General features: G+C 37.6%; 27 protein-coding genes. 11 read left to right on the top strand and 16 right to left on the bottom strand.

Annotated elements, in window-relative coordinates; all coding sequences use genetic code 11:
• Positions 1–131: 131 nt before the first annotated feature.
• From CRI88_RS18615 to mutY, 4 genes are all read right to left on the bottom strand, one after another.
• Positions 132–1,856 (bottom strand): ABC transporter ATP-binding protein, encoded by a 1,725-nt coding sequence (locus CRI88_RS18615; RefSeq protein WP_170829920.1) that lies wholly within the window; start codon positions 1,854–1,856, stop codon positions 132–134.
• A 200-nt stretch (positions 1,857–2,056) separates the two neighbouring features.
• Positions 2,057–2,605, bottom strand: a complete 549-nt coding sequence (ntdP, locus tag CRI88_RS18610; protein ID WP_036122234.1) for a nucleoside tri-diphosphate phosphatase — start codon at positions 2,603–2,605, stop codon at positions 2,057–2,059.
• A 307-nt stretch (positions 2,606–2,912) separates the two neighbouring features.
• Complete coding sequence (locus tag CRI88_RS18605; RefSeq protein ID WP_008173504.1) at positions 2,913–3,089, bottom strand: gamma-type small acid-soluble spore protein; 177 nt, start codon at positions 3,087–3,089, stop codon at positions 2,913–2,915.
• Positions 3,090–3,184: 95 nt separating this feature from the next.
• Entirely contained in the window at positions 3,185–4,219 is a 1,035-nt protein-coding gene (mutY, locus tag CRI88_RS18600) for an A/G-specific adenine glycosylase (protein ID WP_058844627.1), read from the bottom strand.
• Positions 4,220–4,415: 196 nt separating this feature from the next.
• Here mutY and CRI88_RS18595 point away from each other — a divergent pair, with 196 nt between their 5' ends.
• The gene (locus CRI88_RS18595) at positions 4,416–5,402 is read left to right on the top strand and encodes a metal-dependent hydrolase (RefSeq protein WP_036122239.1); all 987 of its coding nucleotides are present in this window, start codon (positions 4,416–4,418) and stop codon (positions 5,400–5,402) included.
• Positions 5,403–5,437: 35 nt separating this feature from the next.
• Here the strand turns inward: CRI88_RS18595 and CRI88_RS18590 are convergent, their stop codons facing one another.
• Genes CRI88_RS18590 through recX form a run of 3 tightly spaced genes read right to left on the bottom strand, consistent with a single transcriptional unit; the run spans position 5,438 to position 6,837 of the window.
• Positions 5,438–5,707 (bottom strand): YfhJ family protein, encoded by a 270-nt coding sequence (locus CRI88_RS18590; protein WP_036122243.1) that lies wholly within the window; start codon positions 5,705–5,707, stop codon positions 5,438–5,440.
• A complete protein-coding gene (locus CRI88_RS18585; protein ID WP_036122247.1) occupies positions 5,708–6,037 on the bottom strand; it encodes a YfhH family protein in 330 nt (109 codons plus the stop codon). It abuts the gene before it with no gap.
• Positions 6,034–6,837: a recombination regulator RecX gene (gene recX / locus CRI88_RS18580; RefSeq protein ID WP_036122249.1), complete on the bottom strand. Its 804-nt coding sequence runs from the start codon at positions 6,835–6,837 to the stop codon at positions 6,034–6,036. Before recX ends, CRI88_RS18585 begins: the two co-directional genes overlap by 4 nt.
• Before the next feature lie 482 nt (positions 6,838–7,319).
• Between recX and CRI88_RS18570 the strand changes: the two genes are divergently transcribed.
• The 3 genes from CRI88_RS18570 to rlmD all read left to right on the top strand — a co-directional run bounded on the left by CRI88_RS18570 (position 7,320) and on the right by rlmD (position 10,547).
• Complete coding sequence (locus CRI88_RS18570; protein ID WP_058843696.1) at positions 7,320–8,228, top strand: TIGR01777 family oxidoreductase; 909 nt, start codon at positions 7,320–7,322, stop codon at positions 8,226–8,228.
• 68 nt (positions 8,229–8,296) lie between these two features.
• Positions 8,297–9,121 carry a polysaccharide deacetylase family protein gene (locus tag CRI88_RS18565; RefSeq protein WP_058843697.1) on the top strand — a complete coding sequence of 275 codons (825 nt, stop codon included), beginning with the start codon at positions 8,297–8,299 and terminating at the stop codon, positions 9,119–9,121.
• Between the two features lie 37 nt (positions 9,122–9,158).
• Positions 9,159–10,547 carry a 23S rRNA (uracil(1939)-C(5))-methyltransferase RlmD gene (rlmD, locus tag CRI88_RS18560; protein ID WP_036122258.1) on the top strand — a complete coding sequence of 463 codons (1,389 nt, stop codon included), beginning with the start codon at positions 9,159–9,161 and terminating at the stop codon, positions 10,545–10,547.
• A gap of 466 nt (positions 10,548–11,013) precedes the next feature.
• Here the strand turns inward: rlmD and CRI88_RS18555 are convergent, their stop codons facing one another.
• Positions 11,014–11,649, bottom strand: a complete 636-nt coding sequence (locus CRI88_RS18555) for a hypothetical protein (RefSeq protein WP_058843698.1) — start codon at positions 11,647–11,649, stop codon at positions 11,014–11,016.
• Between the two features lie 237 nt (positions 11,650–11,886).
• Positions 11,887–13,071, bottom strand: a complete 1,185-nt coding sequence (locus CRI88_RS18550; RefSeq protein ID WP_036123066.1) for an MFS transporter — start codon at positions 13,069–13,071, stop codon at positions 11,887–11,889.
• Positions 13,072–13,441: 370 nt separating this feature from the next.
• Here CRI88_RS18550 and CRI88_RS18545 point away from each other — a divergent pair, with 370 nt between their 5' ends.
• The gene (locus tag CRI88_RS18545) at positions 13,442–13,627 is read left to right on the top strand and encodes an SE1561 family protein (protein WP_036123069.1); all 186 of its coding nucleotides are present in this window, start codon (positions 13,442–13,444) and stop codon (positions 13,625–13,627) included.
• Between the two features lie 43 nt (positions 13,628–13,670).
• Here CRI88_RS18545 and CRI88_RS18540 read toward each other — a convergent pair whose 3' ends face one another.
• Positions 13,671–14,471 (bottom strand): YwqG family protein, encoded by an 801-nt coding sequence (locus tag CRI88_RS18540; protein WP_058843699.1) that lies wholly within the window; start codon positions 14,469–14,471, stop codon positions 13,671–13,673.
• A 189-nt stretch (positions 14,472–14,660) separates the two neighbouring features.
• On the opposite strand from CRI88_RS18540, the gene CRI88_RS18535 reads away from it, so the two are divergent.
• Together CRI88_RS18535 and CRI88_RS18530 are read left to right on the top strand one after the other, a co-directional pair.
• Positions 14,661–16,199: a fumarate hydratase gene (locus CRI88_RS18535; RefSeq protein WP_036123075.1), complete on the top strand. Its 1,539-nt coding sequence runs from the start codon at positions 14,661–14,663 to the stop codon at positions 16,197–16,199.
• A 285-nt stretch (positions 16,200–16,484) separates the two neighbouring features.
• Positions 16,485–18,389, top strand: a complete 1,905-nt coding sequence (locus CRI88_RS18530) for a heavy metal translocating P-type ATPase (protein WP_058843700.1) — start codon at positions 16,485–16,487, stop codon at positions 18,387–18,389.
• A 62-nt stretch (positions 18,390–18,451) separates the two neighbouring features.
• On the opposite strand, the gene CRI88_RS18525 is transcribed toward CRI88_RS18530, so the two are convergent.
• The gene (locus tag CRI88_RS18525; protein WP_036123312.1) at positions 18,452–19,369 is read right to left on the bottom strand and encodes a YihY/virulence factor BrkB family protein; all 918 of its coding nucleotides are present in this window, start codon (positions 19,367–19,369) and stop codon (positions 18,452–18,454) included.
• Between the two features lie 22 nt (positions 19,370–19,391).
• Positions 19,392–19,718, bottom strand: coding sequence for a hypothetical protein (locus tag CRI88_RS18520; protein WP_058843701.1), 327 nt, complete (start codon positions 19,716–19,718; stop codon positions 19,392–19,394).
• A gap of 178 nt (positions 19,719–19,896) precedes the next feature.
• Between CRI88_RS18520 and CRI88_RS18515 the strand changes: the two genes are divergently transcribed.
• A complete protein-coding gene (locus CRI88_RS18515; RefSeq protein WP_036123318.1) occupies positions 19,897–20,118 on the top strand; it encodes a DUF1128 domain-containing protein in 222 nt (73 codons plus the stop codon).
• Positions 20,119–20,172: 54 nt separating this feature from the next.
• Here the strand turns inward: CRI88_RS18515 and motB are convergent, their stop codons facing one another.
• Together motB and motA are read right to left on the bottom strand one after the other, a co-directional pair.
• A complete protein-coding gene (gene motB, locus CRI88_RS18510) occupies positions 20,173–20,937 on the bottom strand; it encodes a flagellar motor protein MotB (protein WP_036123321.1) in 765 nt (254 codons plus the stop codon).
• Positions 20,921–21,724 (bottom strand): flagellar motor stator protein MotA, encoded by an 804-nt coding sequence (gene motA, locus CRI88_RS18505; protein ID WP_101966928.1) that lies wholly within the window; start codon positions 21,722–21,724, stop codon positions 20,921–20,923. Before motA ends, motB begins: the two co-directional genes overlap by 17 nt.
• Before the next feature lie 191 nt (positions 21,725–21,915).
• Between motA and CRI88_RS18500 the strand changes: the two genes are divergently transcribed.
• The 3 genes from CRI88_RS18500 (at position 21,916) to CRI88_RS18495 (ending at position 24,172) form a co-directional block, all read left to right on the top strand.
• On the top strand, positions 21,916–23,157 hold the full coding sequence (locus CRI88_RS18500) for an aminopeptidase (protein ID WP_058843702.1): 1,242 nt from the start codon (positions 21,916–21,918) through the stop codon (positions 23,155–23,157).
• 140 nt (positions 23,158–23,297) lie between these two features.
• Entirely contained in the window at positions 23,298–23,432 is a 135-nt protein-coding gene (locus tag CRI88_RS23045; protein ID WP_255358791.1) for a hypothetical protein, read from the top strand.
• Between the two features lie 179 nt (positions 23,433–23,611).
• Positions 23,612–24,172, top strand: coding sequence for a beta-class carbonic anhydrase (locus tag CRI88_RS18495; RefSeq protein WP_036123327.1), 561 nt, complete (start codon positions 23,612–23,614; stop codon positions 24,170–24,172).
• Positions 24,173–24,225: 53 nt separating this feature from the next.
• On the opposite strand, the gene CRI88_RS18490 is transcribed toward CRI88_RS18495, so the two are convergent.
• Positions 24,226–24,813, bottom strand: coding sequence for a GNAT family N-acetyltransferase (locus tag CRI88_RS18490; protein WP_051891670.1), 588 nt, complete (start codon positions 24,811–24,813; stop codon positions 24,226–24,228).
• Between the two features lie 166 nt (positions 24,814–24,979).
• The gene (locus CRI88_RS18485; protein WP_058843703.1) at positions 24,980–25,804 is read right to left on the bottom strand and encodes a polyphosphate kinase 2 family protein; all 825 of its coding nucleotides are present in this window, start codon (positions 25,802–25,804) and stop codon (positions 24,980–24,982) included.
• Between the last annotated feature and the right edge of the window lie 24 nt (positions 25,805–25,828).

Below are 25,828 nucleotides of genomic sequence, written 5' to 3'. Positions count from 1 at the left end.
TATTTCTACATTAATCTCATTTCATAATAACTAAATCTTATAAAGAGATAGTTTTTTCGCCTTTATAACAAAAAAATAGCCTTCATCAAATGAAAGGCTATTTTAAAAAAATTCCATATATCATATAATTTTTAATCTAAATGCTGTACTTGGAATAAATTATAATAGGTTCCTTGTCTGTCCATTAATTGTTCATGTGTACCATTTTCTATTAATTGCCCATGATCTATGACGAAAATCTTATCCGCATGGGTAATAGTAGACAGACGATGTGCGATGATAATGGTCGTCCGTTCATGAGCAAGTTTATCGAGTGATTCTTGAATCAATGCTTCACTTTCTAAATCTAACGCAGAAGTAGCTTCATCAAGGATTAAAATCGGTGGATTTTTTAAAAATACTCGCGCAATAGCAACCCGTTGTTTTTGCCCGCCAGATAGCTTTACACCTCGTTCTCCAACCTTTGTATCATAGCCATTAGGCAAACCCATAATAAAGTCATGTGCATTTGCAGCTTTAGCTGCCTCAATGACTTGTTCATCTGTTGCATCTGGTCGTCCCATTAAAATATTTTCTTTAACAGAATCACTAAAAAGTATATTATCTTGCAGAACAATACCAATCTGTGAGCGTAACGAATGTATAGTGATATCTCGTACATCGTGTCCATCAATCGTCACCTTACCACTTGTTGTATCGTAAAAACGAGGAATCAAACTGATAATCGTGGATTTACCACCACCACTCATCCCAACAAATGCAACAGTTTCTCCAGGATTAATCGTAAAATCGATAGCATTTAAAATAGATGCGCCAACTTTTTCATATTGGAAGGACACGTTGTGAAAGCAAACTTCCCCATTTGCACGTAGTAGTTCACGAGCATTGTCCTTGTTTTTCACTTCATAAGGCTCATCTATTAATTCAAACATCCGATCCATTGAGGCGATCGACTGCGTCAAAGTAGTCGAGGCACTTACAAGGCGGCGAAGTGGACCATACAATCGTTCAATATAAGCAATAAAAGCAACCATTGTTCCAACTGAAAGTGATCCATTTATGACTTGGTAGCCCGCATAGGCTATGACCAACAATGGCGCTACATCCGTGATTGTATTAACTACTGCAAATGACTTAGCATTCCACTTTGTTTGGTCGAGTGCCTTTTCTAAAAATTCCCCATTTGCTGTATCAAATAATTTTTGTTCATGCTTTTCTAGTGTGAAACTCTTAATAATGCTCATACCAGCTACACGTTCATGTAAATAACTTTGTACACCCGCAAGTGCTTGAGAACGTTTACGTGTTAAAGCTCGCAGTTTGCCAAAAAAGTATTTCACACTTAATGCATAAAATGGGAAAGCGACTAATGCGACTAATGTCAGCTTTACATCCATTGTTAGCATAATGACAATCGCAATAATAATCGTCGCTAGGTCCAGCCAAACATTCATTAACCCCGTCATAACAAAGTTCTTCGTTTGCTCAACATCATTAATGACCCTTGATATAACATCTCCAGCACGTGTATTGGCATAATATTTTAAACTTAATCGCTGTAAATGTGCGTAGATTTCCTTACGAATATCAAACAACACCTTATTACTAACGTGTTGTGCAAAATATTGACGATAATACTCGATTGGTGGACGGATAATAAAGAACACAATAATGGTTCCGCCTAACCAATATAACAGCTCTTTTGTTTTATCTACATCTGTTAGGTCTTCTGCTGCAATAATATCATCTAACACAATTTTAATGAGTAGTGGAATAAACAGGGGAATAGCAAATTTCACTATACCAATGATAATCGTTAAAATAATTTCCCATGTATATGGTTTTACAAAGCGCATATACCGCTTTATGCTTCCCAACTTTTCATCACATCCTTACAAAAAGAAACAGACATTCGATTATGAATGCCCTACGTATTATAGCAATATTTTGATTAAAATACAGTTATATTGACTTTACAGCGAACTATTTTACTTCTCTCTTTACAGTTGGCTGTATCCAACAAAAAAACACCTATTAGGTAAACTAATAGGTGTCACTAACAATCATCTGACTGCATATCAAGCTGGAACTTGTAACGATTTGTCCAGACATCGATGAAGTCGGGTGCAAATGGTCCTCTTTTTTGTTGAATCCAGCTTATTAATTTATCGACATTGCGCTTTAAAATTTTATCAATGACTTCAGGATAAGACATTTCCTTACGATGAAGCTCATATTCATCCTCATCTAAGAGGGTATAAGACATGTCAGGATAAACTTTAATGTCTAAATCATAGTCGATATATTTAATGGCATTATTATCGAAAACAAATGGTGAGCTTAGATTACAATAATAATACACACCGTCTTCACGTAGCATACAGATGATGTTAAACCAGTGTTCCGCATGAAAGTAACAAATAGAAGGCTCTCTCGTTAGCCATGTCCGACCATCGGATTCTGTCACAAGGGTCCGTTCATTCGCACCGATAACGATATTCTTTGTTCCTTTTAAAACCATCGTTTCTTGCCAAACACGGTGGATACGGCCATTGTGCTTATAACTATGTATTTGTATCGTTTCTCCTTCTACCGGTAATGCCATTTTGAAGCCCACCTTTTCGTCTATGCTACCTAAATCTAGCAGTCTCTAGTATATTATAGCAATGTGTACGCGAAAGGTGTAGTTAGAAAACCACAAATTTCACTACGCCATTTTGAATTAGTATAAAATTTAGTCAATTAAAGCGATTTTTATAAGCTTGTCAGCCTCAGTGGGATTATTTAATTAATTGCAACACTATACCACTTTTAGAGGATTTTCTTAGCAATTAGAAAGGGGCTGTCTTTTTCATCTTTTCGGATTTTAGACAGCCCCTTAGAGGTAAATGCAGTTATGCAGTTACAAAGTGTTACTCACCTAAATCTTGGTTAGTTTTAGAGAAACGGCCTGAAGCTGGAGCTTTCTTTTGCTCTGCTTTTGCATTTTGCTTTTGCACTTCATTTACGTCCGTTTCATAACCAAACTCTTCACTTTGACGTTGCATGTTTTTATTCGGTTGGAAATTTTGGTTGTTTTGTTTTTTCATCCTTCATTCACCTCCACGCTAGTTATTGTGTACTGAGGTGATGACTTTTATGCTCATGAATTGATTATTTTAAGATGGATTTAATTTCCTGCGATTTACTTTTTGACTTCTTCCCAAATTTTTAGCATCGGGACAGGCATCGGCAAACGTTCTATTTGCTCTCGGCTTAGCCAGTCGCCCTGCGCAAAAGACTCACATTTCATATAATAGCTATTTATATGCCAAGTTAAATGTGAAAAAACATGTTTAAATGTAAGCAACTCATGTTCGGCATGAACATTTACTGTAAATTCTTTTTTAAAGTTTTCTACTGTAGATTGGCTTGTGTCAATCATCGGAAATTGCCATAGATTAGCAAGTAGACCTTTCTCAGGACGCTGCTGCATTAAAAATCGTCCGTTTTCATCTTCACATACAAGGACATCATATGTAAGGTGCTTCATTTTTATTTTTTTTGATTTGACAGGTAATTTGTCTGGTTCCCCTTCATTAAACGCCGTACAATATTCTCGTACTGGGCATAATAAACATTTGGGCGAGGTAGGTGTACAAATAAGCGCGCCGAGTTCCATTAAACCTTGGTTAAAAGAGGAAGCATGCTCAGGATCAATGAGTTTCTCCACCGCTACTTCGAAAACTTTCTTCTTTTTTGGCATAGCGATGTCATCATGTATATCAAGTACCCTACTTAAGACTCGCATAACATTACCGTCTACTGCATGTTCAGGCTTGTTGTAGGCAATACTTAAAATAGCACCTGCAGTATAGGGACCAACACCTTTTAATTTTGATATTTCGTGGCGATTGTCTGGTACTACGCCTCCGTAATTTTCTAAAACCTCACGAGCACCTGCTTGTAAGTTGCGAGCTCGAGAATAATACCCAAGACCTTCCCAATGCTTCAGTAAGTATTCTTGTGGTGCTTCTGCGAGCAAATCTAATGTTGGAAAACTTTCCATAAAACGATTGTAATAAGGAATAACTGTGTCGACACGTGTCTGCTGTAGCATCACTTCTGATACCCAAATTTTATAAGGGTCAGTTGTATGTCTCCACGGTAAGTCGCGTTTCTCAGCGTTAAACCAGTCGACTAAAGATTGTCGAAATTCTGTTACATATGGGTAATTCACAGTGACCTCCGTTGTTTTTACGATTTAATTTATGATGAAAAGGGTATACAATTAAGAAAAGAACATTCGGGTTTAGTCGACAAAAATCGTCTCCTTTGCTTGAATGTCATAAAATTTAATAGATCTTTTATTATTATTGAAATAAAGATGTATGCACATTGTACTCGATTTTACCGCATACTAGGAGTGGATATTTTTGGATTCAGGTACACATTTCGTTATGGGTATTGCCCTTGGCGGTCTTGCATTAGCCGACCCTGTAGTAGCCAATCATTCAATGACTTTTACAGCAGTAATGGCAGGGACAATTATTGGCTCACAAGCTCCAGATGTCGACACTGTGTTAAAGCTACGTAATAACGCTATCTATATTCGACATCATCGAGGAATTACACATTCACTACCAGCTGTGGCTATTTGGCCTATTTTAATTACAGTTGTTTTATCGCTTATTTTGCAAGACGTAAATGTGTTTCATTTATGGCTTTGGACCTTTTTAGCTGTTGGCCTTCATGTCTTTGTTGATATTTTTAACGCCTATGGTACGCAAGCAATTCGGCCATTCTCTAAAAAATGGGTAGCATTAGGTGTCATCAATACATTCGATCCAATTATCTTTTCCTTACATTGCCTCGGTATAGTGTTATGGGCATTTGGCACAAATCCAGTTTGGACATTTAGTATCATGTATATCGTAATTGTGATTTATTATATTTTACGATTTGCTGTTCAAAGAGCTGTAAAAAAAGCTGTGCATCATACCATTCAGGACGAGGAATATGTTATTGTAGCACCTACAATGCGCTTCTTCCACTGGCGAATCGCAGCCAAGTCTAAGACTCATTATTATGTTGGGCGTGCTTATGGAAGGACTGTTAATATTTACGATAAATTCGAAATCAAGCCTTTACCTAAAACTCCAGTTATAGATGCGGCAATGAAAGATTCTAATCTAGCTGCATTTGTGTCCTTCTCTCCAATGTACAGATGGGAAATTTCAGAACTTGAAAATGGCTTAACAGAAGTAAGGTTAATCGATTTACGTTATCGTAGTGATAATCGCTATCCTTTCGTAGCTGTTGCACATTTAAACGATGATTATGAAATTGTTACGTCTTATACAGGGTGGATTTTTACAGAAGATAAACTACAGAAAAAGCTACAAATTGGCGCAAGTAATTAAGCAGTAAACCCTGACCAATAGTGGTCAGGGTTTTATTATTGTAACATATCATCACTGGCATCTAAGAAATGAGCATATTTCGGATTGCGTCCTGCAAAAACATGTAATTTATCACCATAGCTTGCAATTAATTGACGCACAAGATTTTCTGTGTACTCTGCCCCACGATAAGCATATCCTGCTTTCGCAGCTGTTGATTCAAAATCACTCCATAATAATTCCACCCAAACTCGTGCCCGTCCAACAGACATTTGTGGATTTTTTGCTAGTAACTCTGCTGTTAATTTTTCAAGTTTTTCTTCCATTTACTTACCCGCCTTTACAGGGGATAATATCGATACAGGTAATGCCTCTTGGTACTTGTCCCCGCCTAAACGATGTCCCCAAGCAAAGCGACCCTTTAAATAATCTACTTGGAAAAACTCATTATCTGAACCATCAATACGATACATTTCTCCAGGAACAATCGTATCCAGATCTACTAAATACGCTGCTGCCATTAAAGCTTTGCGCTCATAAACAGCAAACTCATTGAGAATTCCTAGCTGTTCTGCCTTTCGAGCTTTCTCTTTTAGAAAAGCAATTTCTTCTCGCAGTTCGTGCTCGGTCATCGCAGCATAATTTTTTTCGTTCATTCTTCATTCTCCTTCTCTTCTATAAAACGATCTATTATTTCTATAGGAAAACCCTTTTGATAGAGCGCCTGTTTAACTTTCATCTTTAGCTCATAACCAGTATACTTCGATACATACTTTTTCCAAACTTTTTCGCCTTGAGTATTTAATAACTGCTGCCAGTTATCATCATCCTGCACTATCTCAACTTGGCTAAGCACCTCTTCCACGATCGGAAATGCATAACCTTTTCTTAAAAGAAAGTCCTGGATCTTGGTCTTTATTTGTGTTGGCGTTTTCTTATTCTGTGAGCGAATAATTTTCTCCGCTAACTGCATTGCCAGTTTTAATTGTTCCTCAAAACTATATGTAGCAAGCACTTCATCCTGCAAATTTTTCTCAATGCCCTTTTTAATAAGATCTTGTCTAATGGCTCTCGGCCCTTTTTTCATCGTAGCCTTCTTGGTATCAAGCAATGCCTTTGAATAGTTTTCATCATTGATAAAGCCATAAGACTTTAACTTCTGAATTGCCTCCAATATTACGGCTTCTCCAAAATCTAATGCGAGCAGTTTTTTCTTCACCTCATGCTCGCTTCGCATTTGATAAGAAAGAAAGTTTAACCCCTTATTAAAGGCCTTACGTATTTCATCCTCATAGGCAATCTCTTGGATTTCAAATTCATCAAGCACCTTTCCCTTTGTTAAACCGAATTGAATAAGTATGGCTTCATCAACTGGAAAAGCATATTCCTCATTTATATAGATATTATATCGTTCAGGATTGTTTTTTTGACGTGCAATTTTCGTAATTATACGCATAGCAAACACCTCACTATTGCATATTATAGCATTTCTTTTTTAAGGGAGCAGTGATCTGACAAGAGGGTTTTGCTTTCATTCGCGAGTATTTCTCTTCACTCCGCGAGTATTCCTCTTCACTCCGCGAGTATTCTTCTTCACTCCGCGAGTATTTCTCTTCACTCCGCGAGTATTCCTCTTCACTCCGCAAGTATTCCTCTTCACTCCGCGAGTATTTCTCTTCACTCCGCGAGTATTTCTCTTCACTCCGCGAGTATTTCTCTTCACTCCGCGAGTATTTCTCTTCACTCCGCGAGTATTTCTCTTCACTCCGCGAGTATTTCTCTTCACTTCGCGAGTATTTCTCTTCACTCCGCAAGTATTCCTCTTCCTTCCGCGAGTATTTACGCTTATTCTGGAATGCACTGAAGATGTTCGCTTTTGAGTTAAGTGTTAAACTTACTAGTAAGTGTTTTTATTCGATCAGAGAAGAGGTGCTTGTTATGAAAATCGTTATTGCAGGTGGCACTGGCTTTGTCGGGAGTGCACTCATAAAGCTATTACAGGATAATGGACATGATGTTTTTGTCTTAACACGTCATCACTCAAGACTAGAAAATGGTATTCACTATGTACAATGGCTACAGCAGCACGAGCAGCCTTTGCCTTTTTTAGAGGGTGCTGATGCCTTTGTTAATTTAGCAGGTGTTTCATTAAATGATGGGCGCTGGACGAAAAAACAGAAGAAGGCTATTTATTGGAGCCGAATGAATGCAACGCTTGAATTAGTGAAGATAATGGACTTGCTAACGTCAAAGCCTAAAGTTCTTATCAATGCTAGTGCCGTGGGGATTTATCCTACTTCTACAGAAGCTGTCTATCATGAGGATTTTATGGACTATGCCCATGATTTTTTGGGTACAACCGTCCATGATTGGGAACGACATGCGAAACGAGCAGAATCATTAGGGATTCGCGTGGCTTTTGCACGCTTTGGTGTCATCTTAGGCCGAAATAGCGGTGCTCTACCACCTATGCTATTGCCCTATCAAATGTATATAGGTGGAACAATTGGTTCTGGTGAACAATGGCTCTCTTGGGTACATATTGATGATGTAGTACGCGCAATTTATTTCGCGATTATAAATGAAAATATTCGTGGTCCATTTAATGTAACAGCTCCAAATGCTATGCGAATGAAAGAGTTCGGACAAACAATCGCAGAAGTCATGGGCAGACGCCATTGGATACCTGTCCCAAGTTTTGCGATGCGTTTAGCTCTTGGTGAACAAAGTTCGCTTGTTTTAGAAGGACAACATGTGCTGCCCACTGTTTTACAACAACATCATTTTACATTTAAATATCCTGTTTTAAAGCAAGCACTTGAAGATTTGCTAAAAGCTCAGAATTAGCAAAAATTAAGTTGGATAATTTTTTTATAAACTACGCATTCTAATGAAAAAGAAAGGATGCGTTTTTTATGTGGAAACAACATATTGTAGGTGCGGTAATTGCTACTTTTATTATTGCCGCAGGAATTAGTATTAATCCTTATTTCGCTGCTGGTTCTGATGAGCACCATTGGGGCTTTAAGCGTGCTAAAAATGGTGAGCAGGCGGAAGCAGGAGCGCAGCTTGATCAGCTACTTGACCAATATGGTGCGATTTACAAAGGAAAGCCAGATAAAAAAATTGCCTATTTAACATTTGATAATGGCTATGAAAACGGCTTTACTGAAAGTATTTTGGATACATTGAAAAAAGAAAATGTACCAGCAACTTTCTTTTTAACAGGGCATTATTTAGACAGTGCCAGCGATTTAGTGAAACGCATGGTGGAAGACGGTCATATTATTGGGAATCATTCATACGGTCATCCCAATATGGCGCGACTTTCTCCAGATGGAATGCGTACGGAATGGCAGAAATTTGATGGGAAGTTACGTGAATTAACTGGAATCGATCGTACAACATATGCTCGGCCACCTGAAGGTTCTTTCAATGCAAAACTTTTAGAAGTCGGAAATGCTGAAGGCTATCGCCATATTTTCTGGTCTGTGGCTTTCAAGGATTGGATGAAGGATGAACGTCGTGGTGCGGATTATGCCTATAACGCACTTATGGAACAATTACATCCTGGTGCTGTTATTTTAATGCATACTGTAGCACAGGATAATGCCGAAGCTTTACCAATGTTTATTGCGGAAGCTAAAAAGCAGGGCTATACCTTCTTATCGCTTGACGATTTAGTATTGGAATATGAAGATTTTCCTGTCGCTTTGCAATCGCCTGCTCCTTCGTTATAATGGGGAGATGACATTATAGAGCAGGGACGTGGAATGTTTGACGCAGCAAACAACAATGACCGTGGGACAAAAATTCCCACTAACAATAAAAAGGCTTGGTATTAATGGTGAGGGTGTAGGGTTTTATAAACGTAATGTAGTTTTTGTAAAAGGAGCTATTCCCGGAGAAGAAATTACAGCTCAGGTGACGAAAACACAGCGTAATTTTGCTGAAGCAGAAGTTTTAGACATTCGTAAAGCTTCGAAGCATCGTCAGGAGGCACCTTGCCCAGTTTATAACGAATGTGGCGGCTGTCAACTTCAACATATGACATACAATAAACAGCTACTTGAAAAGCGAGACATTGTCATTCAAGCATTAGAACGTTATGCCAAACCTTTAACTGAAACGATCGAAGTACGTAAAACACTTGGTATGGATAATCCTTGGCACTATCGTAATAAAAGCCAATTCCAAGTACGTAAAGAGGGTAAGCGTGTATACGCAGGTTTATTTGCTGAAGGAAGCAATAAGCTCTTGAATATTAATGATTGTCTCGTACAGCACCCAGTCACTTCTAAAATTACCGTAGCCACAAGAAAGATTTTGCAAAAACTAAATATCACTATATACGACGGTCGTACGCTAGATGGTTTAGTGCGTACGATTGTTGTACGTACAGGGATTCGTACTGGTGAGACACAAGTAGTTCTTGTCACAACACGAAAAGAAATCCCTCATTTAACTGAACTTATCACACGTATAAAAAAAATCGATCCGAGTATCGTATCGATAGCACAAAATATTAATCGTGAAAAAACATCATTAATATTTGGTGATGAAACCATTGTACTGGATGGCAAGGAAACGATTCATGAAGAGCTTGGTGAACTAGCCTTTGATTTATCAGCTCGTGCCTTCTTCCAGCTAAATCCAACACAAACTGTTCATCTTTATGATGAAATAAAAAAAGCCGCTGCATTAACGGGGAAAGAAACAGTCGTTGACGCCTATTGCGGTGTTGGAACAATTGGGCTATGGCTAGCAGATCAGGCGAAAGAAGTACGTGGGATGGATGTCATTCCAGAAAGCATTCAAGATGCGCGTAAAAATGCGCGCAACCATGGCTTCAAGCATACAAAATACGCAGTCGGCACAGCCGAAAGTGTCCTTGCCAAATGGCGCAAGGAAGGTTTTACTCCAGATGTCATTACAGTAGACCCACCACGAACTGGACTAGCACCAGAATTTATTCGAACAGTGCTTAAGCTAAAACCTAAGCGTTTTGTTTATACGTCCTGTAATCCATCCACTTTGGCGAAGGATTTACAACAATTATCAAAGCTTTATCATGTTGAGTATATCCAGCCTGTCGATATGTTCGCACAGACGGCGCAGGTGGAATGCGTTTGCAGCATGGTTTTGAAACCTGAGTATCAGAAATAGTTTGGCGACTTTTTAGATGCAGTCTGTATATTACAGGCTGCATCTTTTTTACCTTGGTTTCCTTTTTATATGAATGAATGAATAAATAAAAAACACATCAAAATTAATTGATGTGTCAGACTGTAATTACAGTCTGAAAGGACATCTCAAAATAAATTGAGATGTCCTTTTTATGTCACGCACAGCACAGGCTGCCTGGTGGATGATGGACGGTCCAGAAAAGTCGATACCTTAACCAATACCCCAGGATTTAATAGATTTTTAAATGTTAAACTTTTAGCTTTTATCAAAAGAACTTTGACACGTAAGTTTTGATCTTTCACCTTTAACCTTTAAACCTTCATATCAGTTTAGTTGAAAGTTTCCTTTGAGTAAGACATGTTTTACGTTTTAACTCGCACACATGCCTTTAAGCGCGAGCGACTTTTCGTTTTCCATTTTCGCTAGACCATGCCTATTTATTTCGTTAAGCTTCCACTTCAATAAATGTCGTAGCATTTGATTCCGATAGGACAGCATCAACCTCTGATTCAAATTCTTCAATACGAGTGCTCAATGACTCAATTTGTTTTTTGACATTTAAAGGATCAATGATTTCATACTCATTTCTCTTCATAAATGTTTCAGTATGTAATTTGACTTCATCTGGAGACTGTTTATCTTTATTACCTAATATGTTAATTAAATAGGTTTCCAGTTTTGCAGGTAATGCATCATTTTCTTTGGCAACGGTATTAATGGTTGAACGATATTGATGCTGCATGATTTCTAGCAAATTCTTTTCATATTGAATAGATTGTTTCCGTTCGATTGCCTCTGCTACAGTCATTTCTTCCTTACCAACTATCACCTTTGTGCTAGCGTTAGACTGTACAACTAGAGCTTTTATTTTATTTCGATAGCTAATCAAGCCTACCACCTTATCATAGGACGCTTGCATTTGCTTTTCATATTCTTGAATGTCTACACCCTTCATTTTACGATTACTTTTTCGATTAGCTACTACTGCACTAACCTCATTCGTCGCTGTCTCAATTCGTAGGTTCAGCATCTTTAATTCTGTTAAGGCACGATGAATAGATAGTTTTTTCATTTCAGTCATGATAAAACCTCCTTCTTAAGCAAGTGTTCTTTCATTATAAAGAGAAAGATGTATAAAGTCCAAAATTACCCATTTTATTTTTTATTGCTTTCATAAGAACATGCCTGTATAATACATTTCTAGGTGCCAAACCTATGTAACTTGGACGGAACATCCTTGTTACGCAAAAAAACGCCATAACAGCACGGATTTGCTGGGCGTTTTTTGTTTTTGAGCGGGAGATGAGCCCCGCTCTTTTTATTTTGCCATTAATGTTTGTTTATGCTTTTGGCGTCCAAATACAAGTAGCACCATAGCAACAGCTAGCAACAACATTGCTACAAGTAAAAGGAAGCTATAATTTTTTACATATTCTATATAAACGCCACCTAAAAAAGGCCCTGTTAAACTACCAATACTTAAAGCAATTCCACAAAGTAAATTTCCTGTAGGCAGTAACTCTTTTGGTGTTAGATCAGCCATGTATGTAATCCCTAAAGAAAACATGGAGCCAACTAAAGTGCCTGTTAAGAAAAATGCTATAGCCACAGCTAATTGAGAGTGCTCTAAAAAGCTGGCGATTGCAAAAAGCATAGCGCCTCCAAACGAGCCTACCATCAAGATATTCCGTCTTCCTACTTTATCCCCTAATGCACCAAGTGGTACTTGTGTTAAAATCCCACCAAATGTAAAGACAGATAGAATAATAGGGATCATACCTACTTCGTAGCCTTTGCGTAAAGCATAAACTGGGAATAAAGCATTTAATGAAGACTCAAGGAATCCATAAACGAAAGGTCCTAAAAACGCCATCCATCCAAATAAAATAGCCATTTTGTAGCGTTGCCATCCTCTTGCATTTAAGTCGCCTGTTAGTCGCTCAGGTTTTTCATTTTGTAAGAAAAATACAAAAGACCATGCAAACAAGCACATGATGGATGATATGATAAACGGTAACGCTTCAGCAATCTCAATCAGCTTCACCATAAGTGGCCCTACGGCAAAGCCTATACTAAATGACAAGCCATAGATGGCCATTCCTTTTCCCAAACTTTTATGATCTGCTGTGCTTGTAATCCATGTTTGGGTCGCATAATGCAAGGCATGGTCCCCTACTCCAATGAGCAAACGAAGGACAAACCAGAAGGTCACACTTTTCCAGAAGGGAAATGCTAGCAAAGATGCAAAAACAAGTGCTCCTCCAACTAAAATAATTGGTTTGTAGCCCCATTTTCGTAAAGGCTGCTCGATAAATGGTGAGATTAATAGTGTTCCTATGTATAAGCCTGTTGCATTCAAGCCATTCAATGCAGAGGATACGCCATCCCGTTCAAATATGATCGAAATAAGCGGTAACAGCATCCCTTGTGAAAAGCCTGATATGGATACAATTAATACTAAAATGGTAAATCGTTTTTTGCTGTAATCTGAGAAGTATGTCATCTTTTCCTCCAATATCGTCATTCTCCCAAAGAACAGCATATCAAAAAGCCTTAGCGCTCACCACATGTGATTTTACGCTAAGGCCTAACTAATCCTTATATTCATTTAATTGTATAAACACGAAATTCGGCTTTTGATTATTACCGGATACTTGTTTAAACTCCCTCCTTTTCGAGTTAGCTTTGCAATGATACTTTTTCCAATCAGCTCCTTTACTTTATCTTAAAACAACTTTAACATACATCCTCAATATTGTAAATATTCTGCCTATTGATTTTTAAAATTAATCTCTTAGTCCTAGGTGTTTACCTAAACATTGAAATTTAAGCCCAAATCAGCTACGATAAAAGGGATGAAATGAGGTGTACGAATGTCAAAGCCAATCACTGATAAAAAACAGCAAGTAACCTACTTAAAAGAGCGTCTTGAAATTTTTTTAGAAGTATTAGATGCCCTTGATCCCGAAACTGCTGAATTAGAGGATATCGATCGCTTAATTCAAATGATGGATGATTTAGAAGATAAAATGGAGCAGTTTAATGCTCGTGAACAATAATGAGTCAAAAACAAGCGAGCACATTATGCGCTCGCTTGTTTTTTTAGTGGCAGTCCCAATTATAAAGTACCTTGCTAAAATCTTTATTGTTTAGCTCTTCTGCTGTAATGAAGAAGTTGCCGACACCACAATCGCCCCAAAGGATATCATCACCTACACTATCAATCTGTAATAACATGATTGTAGAGTCCGTATAATCACCGTATGCTCGTGGATCTTCCTGTGTAAAGTACGGATACCCACCTATTTTATGTCCATCACCAGTCAAAGCATCATAGAAAGCATCTTCTAATGTATCATCATCCTCTATTGATGTTAAGATACTGGCGTACATGTCATTACTTCTAAAATCATCAATGGACAATGGTTCAAAGCCTGCTTGAAAGGATAGTGCCATTTCACACTCTACAGGAAAATACATCTCCTCATCCACTAATTTGACAAATGAAAAATCTTGAACGAGCTTTGTTTCATCATGCACGATCGATTCATGGAAGATAACACGAAATCCTTCTTGATTTTGTCCATTATCAAAATCCATTCCTAATACATCGTCATAACCATCAATATAAAACTGTAATATACCCTCTTTTGGAAAATTCGCTAGATGCTTTGGTACTTCTGTAAAATTAATTTGAGCTAATAGCTTCAAAGGTTGTCCATTGTTATTTGTTGGATATTCCATCGACAGTGGAAAATAGGGATCCCCTGCAAACTTACTTTGAAATAAAGATGTTTTGCTTACCTTCGTATCAACCAATACAACAGGCTTCATTGTTTCTTCTATTAATGGTCTATATTTTTCAAATTCTTCCGGTAATTCAAGTAAAGTTTTAGCAGCCATTCAAATTCCTCCTAATTGTGGATTCACTTCTATTTTAGAACAAACGTTCTATTAAATCAACCCCTTCTCAAAATACTATGAAAACAAGCTTTAATTTAGGGCTCTCAGATAAGGACTCTTTTTTTCATTAGTTGAAAAGAGTATAATGTAACGTGGAAATAATCAATTTTTCTATGGGGGGCAATACCAATGAATCTACAAACTTTGGAGAAAAGTCTTTATGATTTAATTACTGAAACATCTACGAATTTACCTAAGGATGTACGTCGTGCTATTAAAAAAGCAAAAGAAGCTGAGAATGCTGGTACACGTGCTGCAATGAGCTTAGACACAATTGCAAATAATATTATTATGGCAGAAGATAATGTGTCACCAATTTGTCAGGATACAGGGCTACCAACTTTCAAAATCTATACACCTGTTGGCGTAAACCAATTAGAAATTAAAGCTGCAATCAAAAAAGCAATCAATGATACAACAGCAGATGCTAAATTACGTCCAAACGCGGTAGATTCTTTAACTGGTGCAAACAGTGGGAATAACCTTGGTGATGGTTTACCAGTTATGAAATTCGAACAATGGGAAAAAGATTACATTACAATTAAATTAATTCTAAAAGGCGGCGGCTGTGAAAATAAAAACATTCAGTACAGCTTACCATGCGAATTAGAAGGTCTTGGTCGTGCAGGTCGTGACTTAGACGGTATTCGTAAATGTATTTTACACTCTGTGTACCAAGCACAAGGTCAGGGCTGTTCAGCTGGTTTCATCGGTGTAGGCATTGGTGGAGATCGTTCTTCTGGCTACGATTTAGCAAAAGAACAATTATTCCGCCATGTTGAAGATACAAACCCAAATTCAGATCTTGCAAAATTAGAAGAGTATGTTGTCAAAACAGCTAATACATTTGGTATTGGTACAATGGGCTTCGGTGGTGAAGCAACATTACTAGGCTGTAAAATTGGAGTGATGCACCGTATCCCTGCTTCCTTCTATGTATCTGTAGCTTATAACTGCTGGGCTTACCGTCGTATGGCTGTGGACATCGATCCACAAACAGGTGAAATTATGAATTGGCACTACCAAGAAGGTGAAAAAATCACGTTCAAAGAAGATGAAGTAGCTGCTACAACAGAAGATACAACTACAAATCTAGTAGAGCTTACTGCACCAATTACGGAAGAACAAATTCGCTCACTAAAAGTGGGAGATGTCGTTTCTATTACTGGTCGTATGTATACTGGCCGTGACGCTATCCACCACCATTTAATGAGCCACGATGCACCAGTGGACTTAAATGGACAAGTTATTTATCACTGCGGACCTGTAATGGCAAAAGATGAGGAAGGCCACTGGACAGTAAAAGCAGCTGGACCAACTACTTCTATTCGTGAGGAGCCTTACCAAGGTGATATTATGAAAAAATTCGGTATCCGTGCTGTGATTGGTAAAGGTGGAATGGGACCAAAAACATTAAAAGCTCTAAATGAACATGGTGGCGTTTACTTAAATGCAATCGGTGGAGCAGCCCAATACTATGCAGACTGCATTAAAGGTGTTGACGGCGTTGATTTAATGGAATTTGGTATTCCTGAAGCTATGTGGCACTTAAATGTAGAAAACTTTACAGCAGTTGTAACAATGGACTCACATGGTAACTCTCTACATGCAGATGTCGATAAATCATCATTAGATAAACTTGCTTTGCATGCAGAAAGAGTTTTCTAATTAAATAAACGGTAGTAGTCATCCATTTGATTGCACCATTTTGTAAGGCACAGAATATTCCTAGTGAATAGACTGTGCTTTTTTTATTTAAAATCCCCTATCATCATCACCCTATGGTCAAAGTAAATATCCTTCAAACTTCCTACTTTATTTTTATAAATTCCTTTGTTATAATAATTCTAAATAAAAGAGATGGTAATTGAAATCCATTTTCAATTAAAAACTTTAATAAATATTAATTTATAAAGGTTTTGATATTGATTTTCATTATCAGGAGGGATATAGATGGAATACTCTAATCGAGAAAATATAAATTTAATTGAGAAAACAAAAGAACATGCTGAATTGATCGCTGCATTGATGGCGGGCATTTTCATCTTACTTGCATGGCGTTTAGATACGAGCGGACAAACAACTGCTTCAGTTCTACTATATTTAATTGCATTTTTTGTAGGTGGATTCGCAAAAGCAAAAGAGGGCATTGAAGAAACGATTGAAGATCGAAAATTAAATGTAGAGCTATTGATGGTATTAGCCGCCATTGGTTCTGCAGCAATCGGCTATTGGACAGAGGGAGCTATTCTTATTTTCATTTTCGCAGTAAGTGGTGCACTTGAAACATATGCAATGAATAAAAGTCATCGTGAAATATCAGCACTTATGAATTTACAGCCAGAAGAAGCTTGGTTAGTGCGTGGCGAATTTGAACCTATGAAAGTGTCCGTGTCCACGTTAAATATCGGCGATCATTTATTGATAAAACCAGGTGAACGCATTCCAGCAGACGGTATTATTTTCAAAGGACAGTCTTCTATTGATGAATCGGCTATTAGTGGAGAGCCGCTGCCTGTCTCAAAAATCGAAGGTGACGAAGTATTTGCAGGCACAGTAAATTTAAATGGTGCTATTACGATGGAAATGACCAAAGCAAATTCAGAAACACTTTTCAAAAAAATTATACAACTTGTCCAAAGTGCGCAAAGTGAAAAATCTCCCTCACAACAATTCATCGAAAAATTTGAGGGGTCTTATGTAAAATTTGTGTTATTAGGTGTTGCCTTAATGATGTTCCTTCCCCACTTTTTACTCGGCTGGGATTGGACAACGACATTTTACCGAGCAATGGTGTTATTGGTGGTTGCATCCCCTTGTGCACTCGTAGCATCAATTATGCCTGCAACACTAGCAGCCATCTCAAATGGTGCAAAAAATGGTGTGCTTTTTAAAGGTGGCTTACATTTAGAGCATCTCAGTGTTTTACGTGCTTTAGCTGTCGATAAAACAGGTACTTTAACACAGGGGAAACCAGTTGTTACAGACTTTATTGTCCGAGAAGGCGTAGATCGTAATCTAGCTTTAGCAAAGCTTGCAGGGATTGAATCGCAATCCAATCACCCACTAGCTCAAGCCATTACCACATACGCTAAAGCAGAAGGAATTAACACATTACCACAGGCAACAATCGAGGATATTCCTGGTTGGGGTATAAAAGGGACGATCCACAATGAGGAGTATCAAGTAGGGAAACCTGAGTTTGTTGGTACTCAGCTTGCCAATGACTTTGCAAATAGTGCAGCTACAAAACTTGCCGCAGAAGGGAAAACAGTTATTTTTATTCGGGATCAGCATGGTATTGTTGCCTTAACAGCTCTAAAAGATACTGTACGCAGCGAAGCTAAAAAGGCTGTAGCTCTATTAAAAGATCTCGGTATTCAAGTAGTAATGCTCACAGGTGACAATGAAAAAACAGCCAAAGTCATTGCAAAGGAAGCTGGCGTTACCGAATATGTAGCAGAATGTCTACCTGAAACAAAAGTTACTGAAATGAAACGCCTACTTACACAACATCAATTTGTTGGAATGGTCGGCGACGGTATTAACGATGCCCCTGCATTAGCTACGGCAACTACTGGCATTGCGATGGGTGAAGGAACAGACGTTGCATTAGAAACAGCGGATGTTGTGTTAATGAAAAATGATTTATCCAAAATTGCTTATGCTGTGCGCTTATCTCGTAAAATGCAGCGTATTGTAAAACAAAATATCTTCTTCTCTATCGGTGTTATTGTTTTATTAATCGCCTCTAACTTTTTACAAGTAGTCGACCTACCTTTAGGTGTAATCGGACATGAAGGTAGTACAATTCTAGTTATTTTAAACGGTTTACGCATGCTCAATAAAAATATCTAATGACAAAGCCTCGCCTTTCTCATAAAGAAAAGCGAGGCTCATTTTGTTTTATTGTTATTTCCTTACTCATGAAGTTCTTTTTGTAGTGCCCTTTTTTGCATGGTAGCATTTAATACCCCACCAAAGATGATAATAATCCCCGTAAAGTATAACCAGAGCATTAAAATAATGACACCACCGATACTACCATATGTAGCAGAATAATTTGCAAAATTATTAATATAGAAAGAGAAACCATATGTGACTGCTAACCAGGCAAGTGTCGCAAACATCGCCCCTGGCCATACACCCATTATTTTTAAACGCGGGCTTGTATTTGGAACGACCCAGTAGATTCCCATTAAAACGATAAAAATAAGTAAAGGTGGTATTGACCATCTTAATTTGTGCCAAATAGATTCAAATTGCTCCTCAATTCCAACGATTGAAAATAGGAAATGCCCTATTTGCTGACCAAAAACTGGTAGTAAGAGAGCGACAGCCATCACAATTACAAGAGCGATTGTAAAAACCAGTGACAACCCTCTATCCAATATGCCAGCTCTCCCCTCTGTATCATAGGCTTTATTTAAAGCTCGAATAAGCGCATTAATACCTTTCGATGCAGACCAAATTGTACCGAGAACCCCGATGGACAATAAACTACTATTTCGATTTGTTAAAATCTCATTCAGCGTATTTTCAATCAGCTTATACACTTCATCTGGTAAGATATTCACTAAAAATGAATAGACCTGTGTCGTTTCTAAATTTAGATACGGTAATAGCGTCACTAAGAAAATAAGTAAGGGGAAGAACGATAGTAAAAAGAAATAAGCCAATTGTGCAGCAAGCGCAGATATTTCAACTCGCTTTAGCCGACTTATTAAATCTTGAACAAAGCCTTTGGATGTCATCACGTCAATCGATTCCTCCTCAGGAGAGACAAACGACTTTACGAACCCAAAAGCATTTTGCATTGTTGCTTTTTTTCCTTCCATATAATTCCTCCTAAAGCTTCCTTTACTCTTTTTCAGGTAAAGTAAAGGCTGATTTCGTGTCCTCAATCATCCCTTGTATTGTGGAAGGTAATTCTTTAAATTCATCAACCTTCTCAGCAATCGTGTTAACATTATCAGACACGCTTTCACAAAGCACTTTTGCTGCCAGCACTTTTTCCTCCACTAGCACCTGTAGTTCTTCACGATTTGATGCATAATATGTGATGGCTTCCTTCATTTTTTTAGTTGTAGCAATTGTTGTTTCACGCGTTGTACGATCGAGCATACTTAATGCAGCACCAACTGCTGCTCCTGCTACGATTGAAGCTAATAATTTACTCTGACCCATATTTATAACCCCCTGCTTGTGTATTTGCATATTCCCTATTATTTCATAAATAAACAGCTTCCTGCACTTATTCTACCCAATAACAGTCTATTTTTAAAGCAATGCTCAAATACGGAGTTGACATTTTTTTTATTCAATGAAATGATATGTGCGAGGATTATGAAAGGTAGGGTAAAAAATGGATTTATCAGTTCCGTCTAAGGAAAACGTAGTGTATATGGTGGATCAAATGAAGGACAAGCTACGCATGGTGAATGTTGATGCAATGAAATCAGAACATTTCGATGAAGCTAATTATGAAGATTTAGTGTATTTATATGAGATGGTGATGAAAAGAGAAACATTTAGCCCAAGTGAAATGCAAGCGATTGTTGCTGAATTGGGGTCTTTACGTAAGTAAAGTAAATAAAAGCTATTAGCATGTGACGATTGGTCAGCCGCTAATAGCTTTTTATTATTGTGTATTTTTTGCTTCTGAACCATCTTCGGTAACCAATGGCTGAATAAGCACTTCTACACGTCGGTTCTGTGCACGACCTTCTGCTGTATCGTTTGGAGCAATCGCTCGGTTTTCACCATAGCCTTTCGCACTAAAGTTCTCAGACTTTAATTGTGAATTACTATCTAATAATACCATGTAAAAATTAGACGCACGCATTAATGATAACTCCAAGTTTGATGAGAAGTTAGGGCCAGCTGGCACATTATCTGTATGACCTGTAATAACAATATTACGAGGTGGATTAGACACTAATACATCCGCAAGCTCTTTTGCAATTGGAATATATTCTGGTTTAATCGTTGCTTTACCAGGATCAAATAAAATACTATCACGGATAGTTACAAGCAATCCCTCATCTGTCATTTCAGTTGCAAATTGACCTTCCATCTCATTAACTGCAATAAAGTTGTCCACACTATCTTTAATAGCTGCTAGCTCTTGTTGATCCTTTAAATAGGCCGAATTTTGCTGTGGCGTTTGGTCGCTATCTGCATTCGGGCTTGGTACTGGTGCAGGCTGCTCTAGAAAGCTTGTTCCACCGTCAAATACTTGACTAAATACCGCCGACATTCTCTCTAACTTTTCTTGATCAACTGAACTTGAGGCAAATAAAATAATAAACACAGCTAAGAGCAAAGTTAAAATATCTGCGTATGGAACTAACCAAGATTCATCAATATGTTCATCATGCTTTTTTTTCTTAGCTTTCTTTGCCAAGGCCACCCGCCCCGCTTTCACCAGAAATTTGACGACGTTCTTCCATCGTTAAGTATGATGATAGTTTCTGTTCAATTACACGTGGAGCCTCCCCTTCTAATACTGAAAGGATACCCTCAATCATCATTCTCTTTTGTTTTACTTCTAAAGCAGACTTACGCTTTAACTTGTTCGCAAATGGGTGCCATAAAACATAACCTGTAAAGATACCGAGTAATGTAGCCATGAAAGCAGCCGAAATAGCATGTCCAAGCTTTTCGATATCGTTCATATCAGCCAATGCGGCGATTAACCCTACTACTGCACCAAGAACCCCTAAAGTTGGTGCATATGTACCTGCTTGCGTAAAAATAGCAGACCCACTAGCATGACGCTCTTCCATTGCTTCCACTTCTTCCGTTAGTACATCACGGATGTAGTCAGCATTTTGACCATCAATTGCTAATGTAAGACCATTTTTTAAAAATGGATCTTCAATTTCAGAAGCCTTGCTTTCAAGTGCTAATAGTCCTTCACGACGAGCTAAGTCAGCCCATTGTGAAAACATTTTAATAATTTCTATATCATTCGCTAATTTCGTTTCTTTAAAAAGAATTTTAAATAGCTTCGGTACGCGCTTTAACTCTTGCATTGGAAAGGCAATTGTTACTGCTGAAATAGTACCAAAAATGATAATTAGAATGGCTGCAGGGTTATAAAATGCACTTAAGCTTACACCCTTCATCACCATCCCCGTTAATAGTGCTACTAAGGCAAATATTAACCCTATAATCGACGATTTATCCATCCTAGAACCTCCAAATCTACTATTACTGTTATTTTCGTCTGTTTTTCCATATTTTAAATATATATATTCCTAGTATAAATGTATTTCACTTATTTTTCGATGTAATTAATGCTTTTTATTCACATTTCGACCATTTTTGATTATATTGAATTAAGAATATTACACTAAACTGTCTTATATCGAAAGGGGATATGAATTTGTTATTATCATTTAACACAAAATTACTAAAATATGCCGAATTAGCTGTGAAAGTAGGAGTAAATATCCAAAAAGGTCAGTATCTTTATATAAGCTGTTCGACTGATAACCTAAAATTGGCGCAAATAATTACCAAAATAGCTTATAAAAATGGTGCAAAACAGGTATTTGTCGATTTATCGGATGACGAGCTTGTACGTGCTCGTTATGAGGGAGCACCAAAAGACTCATTTGATTTCTTCCCGCCATGGAAAGTGCAAGAGCGTGAATGGTTGGTTGAACACGGAGCCGCTTTCTTAAGCATTAGCTCACAAAATCCAGATTTACTAAAAGGTATAGAGCGTGACAGAATCATGGCCTTCCAAAAAGCATCTGGTAAAGCATTAGCAAACTATTATCAATCGCTACAGTCTGATAAATTTAGTTGGTCAGTTATCGCTGCTCCATCTAAAGCCTGGGCAGCAAAAGTATTCCCTCACTTACAAGAGGAACAACAAATGGATGCATTATGGGAAGCCATCTTTGCAGCGACACGTATTGACGTTGAACATTCTATAGAAGCTTGGCATGCTCACGATCAGGAATTACATAGCAAAGCTGATTATTTAAATGGGAAGCAATATAAGTCGCTCCACTATACTGCTCCAGGCACTGACCTAACTATTGAGTTACCTACACATCATGTGTGGACAGGTGGCAGTAGTATTAATACACAGGGCCAAGCATTTATGGCCAATATGCCTACAGAAGAAATTTTTACAGCCCCTTTAAAAACAGGTGTTAATGGGTATGTTTCCAGTACTAAGCCATTAAGCTACGGAGGCAATATTATCGATCATTTCACTTTAACATTTAAGGATGGTCGTATCATTGACGTGAAGGCAGAGCAAGGACAAGAAATTTTAGCTTCCCTTATTGAAACAGATGAGGGTGCTCATTATCTTGGTGAAATAGCATTAGTTCCACATCAATCACCTATTTCACAATCTAATTTATTATTTTACAATACATTATTCGATGAAAATGCCTCGAATCATTTAGCCATTGGCAGTGCCTACGCATTTTGCATTGAGGGTGGTAAAGAAATGACTTCTGAGGAATTAAGTGCACATGGTCTTAACCAAAGCTTGACACATGTAGACTTTATGATTGGATCGGATAAGATGAATATAGCTGGAATTACTCATGATGATCAAATAGACCCAATATTCCGCGATGGAAATTGGGCAATCTAAATAATCCATTCCTACTAATAGTATTCTAGGCTAAGTATGTTAAGGTTGTCATAAATTATCCTTAGATTTTCCTAGTAACCTATTGTATAATTGTTTTAGGGAAGTTTAGTAGATCATTTAAGTAGAGAGGAGCTCTAATAATGTTCATTACAACTGTTCTTGGCTTTTCAGCAGTTTTATTAATTTCAACGGGATTCTTCATCCACTACCTACAAGTTGGTTTAGATAGCAAGTCTTCAGTAACTGTAGATCCAAAGCCAAACGAAGAATATTAATGTATAAAAAAACAGCTACTGCAATGGTAGCTGTTTTTTTATCACTTACAAGTTATTTTCATCTATTAAAGCGTAGGAAACTGCTTCTTTATTGTAAAAATTATCTGAAAAAAGTCTTTATTGTTTGCATATTGAACGTTTTGCTCTAAAATATTTTTGTAAGGAAGGGAGCAATATTCATGACAATGTTACAAGATATTTTAGAGTTTAATAAAGAGTTTGTACAAGAAAAGAAATATGAACCATTCATCACTACAAAATATCCTGATAAACGTATTGTTGTTTTATCTTGTATGGATACTCGTCTTGTAGAGCTTTTACCAAAAGCTATGAATTTGCGGAATGGCGATGTAAAAATAGTGAAAAGTGCTGGCGCATTAGTAAGCCATCCTTTCGGTGCAGTTATGCGTAGTTTATTAGTGGCTGTCTATGGCCTACAAGCTGATGAAGTGTATGTCGTTGGACATTATGACTGCGGAATGAGTGCAGTTGACCCTGATGCTATGCTTAGTGAAATGGTGACAAGGGGTATTGATCCAGAAACAATCAAAATGTTGGAATATTCTGGTTTTGATTTAAAAGAATTTTTACGTGGTTTCGGTGACGTAGCAACAAGTGTTAAGAAAAGTGTCGATACGATTCGTAATCACCCATTAATGGTGAAAGACGTTCCTGTTCATGGTTTAATCATTGATCCGAATACAGGTCATCTTGATTTAATTGAAGACGGTAGCAAATAATAGCTAATAAAAAACAAGTGCCCATCTCTCGTGAAGGATAGGCACTTGTTTTTCTATTCATCCTCTAAACGCGCATACATATAGTGATCTACCCATCGGCCATTAATATACAGTAGCCTCCTTAGCAGACCCTCTTGTTGAAATCCAGCCTTCTCTAATACGCGCATAGAGGGGTTATTTTGTGTAGAGACATATGCCTCTACACGGTGTAAACCAATTTGATCGAATGCGAATCTCACCACCATATTTACAGCCTCTGTGACGATTCCCTTGCCTACATAGATTTCATCCATCGCATAGCCAACAAATGCACTTGAGTACGGTAAGCGTTTTACAGCATAAAGTGCAATATGCCCTATTAGATTATTTGTTCCATGCTCAAAAATACCAAAAGTAAATTCTCGTTTTGACTCCATTAAATAGAGACTCTCTTGAATTTTTTTATATTGAGCATCAACTGTATAATATTCAGGTTTTTGTAGTGGCTCGTATACAGACCAAAAGTATTTATTGCGGCTTACGAGACCCGATAAACTTCGTGCATCTTTTTCTTGGAATGTGCGGATGTAGCATTTTTCCCCCTTTATCGTTACCACATTCCCACCCTTTTTTCTTAATAAATTCCAAATTTTAAGCACCATTTCTCCACACTAGCCTTCCAATAAATATCAGTACATTTCTCATTCTCTGTTCACATTGGCTACAATCTAATGATTGTAAACCCTAGTTTTATTTCATTGTATGTAAAAAAAGATGCTGCTACAACTAAAACAGCTCATGTCTTATTGTTACAGCAGCACCATTTTATTATTTTGTTTTTTGTTCTTGCTTTTTCTCATTTATTATTTCTAAACTGGATGAATCAGCATCCTCTAGCTGTCCATTAGCTAATACATTTGTTAGATGAAAACCACGTTTTTGAGCCTCACGTTCAATATGTGCAATTGTTTCTTGAAGCACCTGAACACGCGCATGTTTTTTATCGTCTCCAGCAACTAAAATCCATGGAGCATCCTTTTTATCTGTCTTGTCAAACATTGCATTCGCCGCTTCAATATATTGTGGTGATTTTTCTCGATTCCGCCAATCCTCGTCTGTTAGCTTCCAAGATTTATAAGGGTTTTCTTCACGTTCTTTAAAGCGTTTTAATTGCTCTTCATCTGAAACATGTAGCCAGAACTTAATAATTATGTAATCTCCCGCAGTTAAAATTTTCTCGAAATTATTAATTTCTTCATACGCACGAGACCATTCATCCTTTGTTGCAAAGCCTTCGATACGCTCTACTAGTACACGTCCATACCATGAGCGGTCGAAAATAGCGATTTGTCCATGCTGCGGTAATTTTCTCCAGAATCTTTGTAAATAGTTATAGCGTAATTCATGTGGCTGTGGAGCTGAGATAGGGTGTACCACATAACCGCGCGGATCTACACGTTCAATCAATCGTTTGATCGCGCCACCTTTACCAGCAGCATCCATTCCTTCAAATACTAAGATTAAACCTATTTTGTTTTTTAGTAAAAACTGCTGTGCATTTAACATTTCATATTGGAGTACTTTTAATTTCTTTTTATACATCTTTTTATCTAGTTCAATGGATAGGTCTAGGTTTTTCAAATTTTGTGCCATGAAACTTCACTCCTTTTGGTTGGA

It is taken from the genome of Lysinibacillus fusiformis (assembly GCF_002845985.1).
GTDB lineage: Bacteria > Bacillota > Bacilli > Bacillales_A > Planococcaceae > Lysinibacillus > Lysinibacillus fusiformis_D.
Note: the sequence above shows the minus strand (reverse complement) of the source record. Positions and strands in the feature narration are given on the sequence as shown.